Origin of the sequence: Streptococcus mitis, assembly GCF_001579035.1 — a bacterium.
GTDB classification, from domain to species: Bacteria; Bacillota; Bacilli; order Lactobacillales; family Streptococcaceae; genus Streptococcus; species Streptococcus mitis_J.
Genome location: NZ_KQ970287.1, coordinates 10,707 through 11,420, shown reverse-complemented (window position 1 = coordinate 11,420; position 714 = coordinate 10,707). Strand labels below are relative to the sequence as shown.

Here is a 714-nt window from a genome sequence, read left to right as displayed (position 1 = left end):
TGACTTTGACCTGGTAGCAGTTCAAATGAGAGTGTCTTCATCTTGCCAAAGGTTTCCTTGAGCTGGCTAACCGTCCCATCAAAAATCTCCTGCCCCTTATCAATCATAAAAATCCGATCACAGAGTTGCTCAATATCACTTAGATCGTGAGTGGTCAGGAGAATGGTTGTTTCTTCCTCTTGATTGATTTGAGTAATGGCCCGACGAATGTTGTCCTTGACAGAAACGTCCAAACCAATGGTCGGCTCATCTAAAAAGAGTACCTTGGGATTGTGAAGCAAGGAAGCTGCAATGTCCGCCCGCATGCGCTGTCCCAATGAAAGAGTCCGCACGGGATCCTTGATAAAGTCCTTCAAATCCAAGACTTCATTCAAAAAGTCCATACGTTTATGAAAGAGTGAGTCTGGCACATCGTAAATCTCCTTTAAAACCGTGTAGGTCTCTTGCAATGCCAAATCCCACCATAGCTGGGTGCGTTGTCCAAAAACAACCCCAATATCCTTGACATAATCTTGACGATTGTCCTGGGGAATCTTGCCGTTAATCCGACAAAAACCAGATGTCGGCTTTAAAATCCCAGTCAGCATTTTGATGGTGGTCGACTTCCCAGCACCATTGGCCCCGATAAAGCCTAAAATCTGCCCCTTGGGAACCTCAAAGGTCAAATCCTTAACCGCTTCAAAGGTCTGCTTTTCAGGATGAATAAAGGAGCGT

1 protein-coding gene is annotated in these 714 nt (G+C 45.2%); it reads right to left on the bottom strand.

Going from position 1 to position 714, the window contains the following annotated elements; genetic code table 11:
* Nucleotides 1-714, bottom strand: a 714-nt coding sequence (locus SMIDD26_RS04460) for an ABC transporter ATP-binding protein (protein WP_246746943.1), incomplete at both ends; no start/stop codon positions are given.